General features: G+C 72.0%; 6 protein-coding genes. 5 read left to right on the top strand and 1 reads right to left on the bottom strand.

Features of this window, described 5'->3' with window-relative positions:
* Positions 1-46: 46 nt before the first annotated feature.
* Positions 47-1,474 (bottom strand): cytosine permease, encoded by a 1,428-nt coding sequence (locus ACFWBF_RS01230; protein ID WP_385593193.1) that lies wholly within the window; start codon positions 1,472-1,474, stop codon positions 47-49.
* A 155-nt stretch (positions 1,475-1,629) separates the two neighbouring features.
* Here ACFWBF_RS01230 and ureA point away from each other — a divergent pair, with 155 nt between their 5' ends.
* The 5 genes from ureA to cimA all read left to right on the top strand — a co-directional run bounded on the left by ureA (position 1,630) and on the right by cimA (position 7,696).
* Complete coding sequence (gene ureA / locus ACFWBF_RS01225; RefSeq protein WP_385593190.1) at positions 1,630-2,340, top strand: urease subunit gamma; 711 nt, start codon at positions 1,630-1,632, stop codon at positions 2,338-2,340.
* Entirely contained in the window at positions 2,337-4,070 is a 1,734-nt protein-coding gene (locus ACFWBF_RS01220) for an urease subunit alpha (protein ID WP_385593187.1), read from the top strand. Before ureA ends, ACFWBF_RS01220 begins: the two co-directional genes overlap by 4 nt.
* A gap of 27 nt (positions 4,071-4,097) precedes the next feature.
* On the top strand, positions 4,098-5,132 hold the full coding sequence (locus ACFWBF_RS01215; protein ID WP_385593184.1) for an agmatine/peptidylarginine deiminase: 1,035 nt from the start codon (positions 4,098-4,100) through the stop codon (positions 5,130-5,132).
* Positions 5,133-5,171: 39 nt separating this feature from the next.
* The gene (locus ACFWBF_RS01210; RefSeq protein WP_385593181.1) at positions 5,172-5,786 is read left to right on the top strand and encodes a TetR/AcrR family transcriptional regulator; all 615 of its coding nucleotides are present in this window, start codon (positions 5,172-5,174) and stop codon (positions 5,784-5,786) included.
* A 281-nt stretch (positions 5,787-6,067) separates the two neighbouring features.
* Complete coding sequence (gene cimA, locus ACFWBF_RS01205; protein WP_385593178.1) at positions 6,068-7,696, top strand: citramalate synthase; 1,629 nt, start codon at positions 6,068-6,070, stop codon at positions 7,694-7,696.
* Positions 7,697-7,813 lie beyond the last annotated feature (117 nt).

Here is a 7,813-nt window from a genome sequence, read left to right as displayed (position 1 = left end):
CGCCCTGGATGTCCAGGGCGCGGGCCTTCGTACGTACGGGGGAGTCCTACGCGACCGCCGGCTCGTCGGCCGGTTCGGCCGCGGGGGCCGCGGCGGGGGCGCGGCGGGCGGTGAGGGCGGCGTACACGAGGCCGCCCGTCAGTCCGGAGAGGACGAAGGAGCAGTCCACGCCACCGGTCAGCGCGAGGAGCGGGCCCTCGTAGAAGGGGGTGGTCACCGCGAGGAGGCCGACCCCGGCGCCGATCGCCCAGGAGGCGGTGGCGGCCACGTTCCAGCCGGAGCGGTACCAGTAGATCCCGCCCACCGAGCGGCGGTTGAAGACCTGGAGGGCGTCGGCGTCGTACTGCCCGCGGCAGCGGACGTGGCCGATCAGGGTGATCACGGCCCACGGGGTGCCGATGGCGGTCAGCAGCAGGACGAACGAGGTCATCGCCGACTGCACGTCCCACTCGAAGGAACCGAAGAACACGAAGGCGGTGGCGACGGCCGCGGCGATGATCGTGGCCGTGGTGCGCGTGGCCTTCGGGACGATGGCGTCCAGGTCGAGGCCCATCGAGTAGAGCATCAGCCCGGCGTTGCCCACCGAACCGGCCGCGGCGGCCAGGAGCAGCGGGGCCAGGTACCAGAACGGGGCGGCGCCGACGAGCGGCCCGGCGTACTCGGCGCCGGCCTTGGCGGCGAGCGCGGTGTAGGTGCCGAAGAGCTGCGGTATCAGCAGCCCGACCAGCAGGCCGAGGCCGGTGGCCCAGTACACCTTGCGGGAGCTGTGCTTGCGGGGGGAGATGTAGCGGGTGTAGTCGCCGAGCAGGGTGATGAAGGCGACGGGCCCGCTGAGCCCGGCGGCGACGGCGGCGAGGATCCAGGTCGGCCAGAAGGAGCCGAGCAGGTACGAGGTGTCCGGCGGGGCGGCGGTGGTGAAGTCCGGGGCGTACGCGAAGACGCCGACGGCCAGCAGGGCCACCATCCCGACGGAGAGGATCTTGCTCATCCGCAGCAGCAGCCGGTACCCGAAGACGGCCGCCACGACGGTACACGCGGCCAGTGCGCCGTACATCACGGCCCGCGACGCGCCGGTGTCCGGCAGCCCGGTGAGGCGGGACAGCACGCCCACCATCACGTCGCCGCCGATCCACAGGGTCAGCGCGGTGTAGCCGAGCGAGAGCAGCAGACCCACCACCGAGCCGACGAGCCGGCCGCGGACCCCGAACTGGGCGCCGCTGGATGTGGACAGGTTGGTCGCGGTGCGCAGCGAGACCAGCGCCAGCGGCGCGGTGAAGGCGATGCCGACGAGGGTGCCGGTCACGATCGCGGTGACCGAGGGCCACAGGCCCAGTCCGAAGGACGGAGGCAGCCAGCCGAAGACGATCACACCGAGGCAGAGATTGGAGCCGAGGAGGATCGACATCAGGTCACGGGGACCGCTCGTGCGCTCCTCTTCGGGGATGGTGTCGACTCCGCGCTGTTCGATGGGCATGGGGGACTCCCTTGGCAGGGCGGGGGGTGGTTGCGCAATGTTTGAGCGACACTCAATGTGACCTAAGCCCAGGTGTCAGGTCAATGATTCCCTGCGAAGAAATGAAGAGTTAGAGTGATGCTCTAACCCATCGAGTCAAAAGGTGGTGGATCGCCGTGCGGCTGACCCCTACGGAGCGCGACCGGCTGCTGCTGCGCAGCGCAGCGGAACTGGCCAGAGCCCGGCGGGCCCGGGGCCTGAAGCTCAACGTCCCGGAGGCCACCGCGCTGATCGCGGACACGGTCTGCGAGGCCGCGCGTGACGGCAGGCGACTGGCCGAGGCCATCGAGGAGGCCCGCAGCGTGCTGGGCCCCGACGACGTGCTGCCCGGCGTCGCGGACGTGGTCGCCGAGGTGCACGTGGAGGCCGTCTTCGACGACGGCTCCCGCCTCGCGGTGGTCTCCTCCCCGATCCGGGGCGCGGTGGGCCTGGGGTACGACGCCCCGGGCGCCGTCCTGCCCGGCCCCGGCGCCCCGCAGCCGGAGCCGGTCGTCCACCTGCGCGTGCGCAACACGGCCCCCGTGCCGGTGAGCGTCACCTCCCACTTCCACTTCTTCGAGGCGAACCCCCGCCTCGACTTCGACCGCGCCGCGGCCTACGGCATGCGGCTGTGCGTACCCGCCGGCTCGTCCGTCCGGTTCGACCCCCACGGCGAAGGCGAGGTCGGCCTGGTCCCGATCGGCGGAGAGCGCATCGCGATCGGCTTCGCCGGCCTGGTCGACGGCCCCCTCGACGCCCCCGGGGCCAAAGAGGAAGCCCTGCGCCGCGCGGCGGCCTGCGGGTACCTCGGCGTGGGCGACACCGGCAGCGAAGGAGCACAGGCGTGAGCCGTCAGACCCCCCACAGCGACCACTGCGCGCCGGGCGGCCGGCACATCGACCCGCACGAGTACGCCTCCGTCTTCGGCCCCCGTGCCGGGGACCGGGTCCGCCTCGGCGACTCCGGGCTGACCGTCCGGGTCGAGTACGACGCCCAGAAGCCCGGCGACGAGTTCCTGGCCGGCTTCGGCAAGACGGCGCGCGACGGACTGCACCTGAAGGCCGCAGCGGTCCGCGAGACCTGCGACGTCGTGATCAGCAACGTCCTCGTCATCGACGCCGTCCTCGGCATCCGCAAGGTCTCCATCGGCATCCGCGAGGGCCGCATCCACGCGATCGGCCGGGCCGGCAACCCCGACACCCTCGACGGCGTGGACGTCGTGGTCGGCACGGGGACGAGCATCGTGTCCGGCGAGGGCCTGATCGCCACCGCCGGAGCCGTGGACACCCACGTCCACCTGCTCTCCCCGCGCATCATGGAGGCCTCGCTCGCCGCGGGCGTCACCACGATCATCGGCCAGGAGTTCGGCCCCGTCTGGGGCGTCGGCGTCAACTCCCCGTGGGCGCTGAAGCACGCCTTCAACGCCTTCGACGCCTGGCCCGTCAACATCGGCTTCCTCGCCCGCGGCTCCTCCTCCGACGCGGCCCCGCTGGTCGAGGCCCTGGCCGAGGGCGGCGCGTCCGGCTTCAAGGTCCACGAGGACATGGGCGCGCACACCCGCGCCCTGGACACCGCCCTGCGGGTGGCCGAGGAGTACGACGTACAGGTCGCCCTGCACAGCGACGGCCTGAACGAGTGCCTCTCCGTCGAGGACACCCTGCGCGTCCTGGACGGCCGCACCATCCACGCCTTCCACATCGAGGGCTGCGGCGGCGGACACGTCCCCAACGTGCTCAAGATGGCGGGCGTGCCGAACGTCATCGGCTCGTCCACCAACCCGACCCTGCCCTTCGGCCGGGACGCGGTCGCCGAGCACTACGGCATGATCGTCTCCGTCCACGACCTCAAGCCCGACCTCCCCGGCGACGCCGCCATGGCCCGCGACCGGATCCGCGCCGGGACGATGGGCGCCGAGGACGTGCTGCACGACCTGGGCGCGATCGGCATCACCTCCTCCGACGCCCAGGGCATGGGCCGGGCCGGCGAGACCATCCGCCGCACCTTCGCCATGGCCGCCAAGATGAAGGGCGAGCTCGGCCCGCTGGCAGGCGACGGCGAGGGCGACGACAACGCCCGCGTCCTGCGCTACATGGCCAAGCTGACCATCAACCCCGCCATCGCCCACGGCCTGGCCCACGAGATCGGCTCCATCGAGGTCGGCAAGCTCGCGGACATCGTGCTGTGGCGCCCCCAGTTCTTCGGCGCCAAGCCGCAGCTGGTCCTCAAGTCCGGCTTCCCGGCGTACGGGGTCACCGGCGACCCGAACGCGGCCACCGACACCTGCGAGCCGCTGGTCCTCGGACCGCAGTTCGGCTCGTACGGCGCCACCGCGGCGGACATCTCCGTCGCCTTCGTCTCGGCCGCCGCGGCGGCCCTGGGCAGCGACGAGATGCCGACCCGCCGACGCCGCGTCGCCGTCCGCGGCACCCGCGGCATCGGCCCCGAGGACCTGCTCCTCAACTCCCGGGTGGGCGCGGTCGATGTGGACGCGACCAGCGGCCTCGTCTCCCTCGACGGGGAACCGCTGCGCTCCGAAGCGGCCGATTCGGTCTCCCTCAACCGCCTGTACTTCTTGTAAGTCAGCAAAGCCCGTAAGGACCCCGCCATGACCAAGCCCGCCGACCACGGATTCCGGATGCCCGCCGAGTGGACGCCCCACGAGCGCACCTGGATGGCCTGGCCCAGCCCCAACCCGACCTTCACCGACGACGTCGAGCTCGCCGAGGCCCGCGAGGCCTGGGGCGCCGTCGCCCGCGCGGTCCGTACGTACGAGCCCGTGACCCTCGTCGTCTCGCCCGGTGACGCCGACAGCGCCCGGGCGATCGTCGGCGACGACGTCCGGCTGGTCGAGCAGGGGCTCGACGACGCCTGGATGCGCGACATCGGCCCGACCTTCGTCACCAACGACGCCGGCGAGCTGGCGGCCGTGGACTGGACCTTCAACGGATGGGGCGCCCAGGAGTGGGCCCGCTGGGACCACGACTCGAAGATCGCCCGGCACGTCTCGGACCTGGCCGGCACCCGCACCTTCAGCACCCGCCTGGTCAACGAGGGCGGCGCCATCCACGTGGACGGCGAGGGCACGGTCCTCCTCACCGACACCGTGCAGCTGGGCGAGGGCCGCAACCCCGGCTGGAGCCGCCAGGAGGTCGAGGCCGAGATCCACGCCCACCTGGGCACCACCAAGGCCATCTGGCTGCCCTACGGCCTGGCAGGCGACTACGGCACGTACGGCACCCAGGGCCACGTGGACATCGTCGCGGCCTTCGCCCGCCCCGGCGTGGTGCTGGTCCACACCCAGCCCGACCCGGCGCACCCGGACCACGAGCGCTGCAAGACCATCGCCGCCATCCTGCGCGCGTCCACCGACGCCCGCGGCCGGCAGCTGGAGGTCGTGGAGGTCCCCGCGCCGACCGTGCTGGAAGAGGACGGGGAGTGGGTGGACTACTCCTACATCAACCACTACCTGTGCAACGGCGGCGTGGTGCTGTGCTCCTTCGACGACCCGCGCGACGAGGAGGCGGCGGAGATCTTCCGCGGTCTGTTCCCCGAGCGGACCGTGACGCTCGTTGACGCACGTACGATTTTCGCCGGGGGTGGCGGAATCCACTGCATCACCCAGCAGCAGCCGAAGGTCTGACCCGACAGGGGACCACGGCATACGGACAAGGAGCGGCCCATGGCGGCGGGCGAGGTACCGGTGCGCGCGGCGCGCAAGAACGCGCCCCCGCGCGAGGACGTACTGGTCGCCGCCATGGCCACGATCGCCGAGCGCGGCCTGGAGGGCCTGACCATGGCCGGCCTCGGCCGCCAGGTCGGCATGAGCAGCGGCCACCTCCTCTATTACTTCGGCAGCAAGGACGAGCTGCTGCTCCAGACCCTGGAGTGGAGCGAGGCGGCCTTGGGCGTCGAGCGGCGGGCCCTGCTGTCCCGGCGCGGCCCGGCCCGCGAGCGCCTGCAGGCGTACGTGGACCTGTACGTGCCCGAGGCCGCGCGCGATCCGCACTGGACGCTGTGGCTGGAGGTCTGGAACCGCTCCCAGAACGCCGGCCCGCACGAACGCGAGCGGCAGGAGGCCATCGAGGGCGCCTGGCACCGCGACCTGGTGGCGCTGCTCGCCGAGGGCATCTCCCGCGGGGAGTTCCGGCCGGTGGACCCCGACCGCTTCGGGGCCCGGCTGCGGGCCCTGCTCGACGGGTTCAGCATCCAGGTGGCCGTGGGGCTGCCCGGGATAGGGCGGGGCGACATCCTGGACCACGTCTCGGAATTCCTCGACGAGGCGCTCGTATCGTGAGACATGTGTCCATGGGTGCGGGCCGCTGTGCCACACTGCGGACGTGCCTGCTCAGCTCATGATTATGGACAGCAGCGCGCCGGTCCGCAGTGACCGCTGAACCGTGGAAGAACTTCGCGGAGGCGGCCATCGTGCCCCAGACCCGCGCGCAGACCTCTCGCACCCGCGAGAGGTCTTTTCGTTTTCCGGCCCACATCATGCCGGGCCGGACAGCGCGCGATGATGGGGGCAGTGGATCCCGGGCATCCGGAAACCACTCACCCGACAGGAGTCAGATCAGCATGACGACGACACCAGAGGCGGCAACCGTGCCGTCTGGGGGCCTCGACGACAGCTTCCACGTCTTCGACACCACCCTGCGCGACGGCGCCCAGCGTGAGGGCATCAACCTCACGGTCGCGGACAAGCTGACCATCGCCCGGCACCTGGACGACTTCGGGGTGGGCTTCATCGAGGGCGGCTGGCCCGGCGCCAACCCCCGCGACACCGAGTTCTTCTCCCGCGCCCGCGCCGAGATCAACTTCAAGCACGCCAAGCTCGTCGCCTTCGGCGCGACCCGCAGGGCGGGCGGATCGGCCGCCACCGACCCCCAGGTCCGGGCCCTGCTGGAGTCCGGCGCCCCGGTGATCACGCTGGTCGCCAAGTCCCACGACCGGCACGTCGAACTCGCCCTGCGCACCACCCTCGACGAGAACCTGGAGATGGTCCGCGACACCGTCTCCCACCTCGTCGGCCAGGGCCGCCGGGTCTTCGTCGACTGCGAGCACTTCTTCGACGGCTACCGCGCCAACGCCGAGTACGCGAAGGCCGTCGTGCGCACCGCCCACGAGGCCGGCGCCGACGTGGTCATCCTCTGCGACACCAACGGCGGCATGCTGCCCGCGCAGGTGACCGCCACCGTCGCCACCGTCCTCGCCGACACCGGCGCGCGCCTGGGCATCCACGCCCAGGACGACACCGGCTGCGCGGTCGCCAACACCCTGGCCGCCGTCGACGCCGGCGCCACCCACGTCCAGTGCACGGCGAACGGCTACGGCGAGCGCGTCGGCAACGCCAACCTCTTCCCGGTCGTCGCCGCGCTGGAGATCAAGTACGGGCGCCAGGTGCTCCCCGAGGGCGCCCTCGCCGAGATGACCCGCATCTCGCACGCCATCGCCGAGGTCGTGAACCTGACCCCGTCCACGCACCAGCCGTACGTCGGCGTCTCCGCCTTCGCGCACAAGGCGGGCCTGCACGCCTCGGCCATCAAGGTCGACCCCGACCTCTACCAGCACATCGCCCCCGAGCGGGTCGGCAACACCATGCGGATGCTGGTCTCCGACATGGCCGGCCGCGCCTCCATCGAGCTCAAGGGCAAGGAGCTCGGCGTCGACCTCGGCGGGGACCGCGCGCTGATCTCCCGGGTCGTCGAGCGGGTCAAGGAGCGTGAGCTCCAGGGCTACACCTACGAGGCCGCCGACGCCTCCTTCGAGCTGCTGCTGCGCGCCGAGGCCGAGGGGCGGGCGCGCAAGTACTTCCGCATCGAGTCCTGGCGGGCGATCGTCGAGGACCGACCGGACGGCACCCACGCCAACGAGGCCACGGTGAAGCTGTGGGCCAAGGGCGAGCGGATCGTCGCGACGGCGGAGGGCAACGGCCCGGTCAACGCGCTGGACCGGGCGCTGCGGGTGGCGCTGGAGCGGTTCTACCCGCAGCTGGCCAAGTTCGAGCTGGTGGACTACAAGGTCCGCATCCTGGAGGGCAAGCACGGCACGGAGTCCACGACCCGCGTGCTGATCGCCACGACGGACGGGGTCCGCGAGTGGAACACGGTGGGCGTGGCCCAGAACGTGATCGCCGCGTCCTGGCAGGCACTGGAGGACGCCTTCACCTACGGCCTGCTGCACGCGGGCGTCGAACCGGCCGAGTAGTCAGCACGCCTCGGTCCGCAGCTCCTGGAACGCTTCGCGGGTCACGGCCCGCCCGTCGGCCCAGACCTCGCCGGGTTTCAGCCCGGCGAGGTCCGCCGAGGTGAAGGTCGCTTCGCC

Origin of the sequence: Streptomyces sp. NPDC060028, from assembly GCF_042736725.1 — a bacterium.
Lineage (GTDB): Bacteria > Actinomycetota > Actinomycetes > Streptomycetales > Streptomycetaceae > Streptomyces.
The sequence above is the reverse complement of the archived record's forward strand: the minus strand, read 5'-3'. Positions and strand labels throughout refer to the sequence as shown.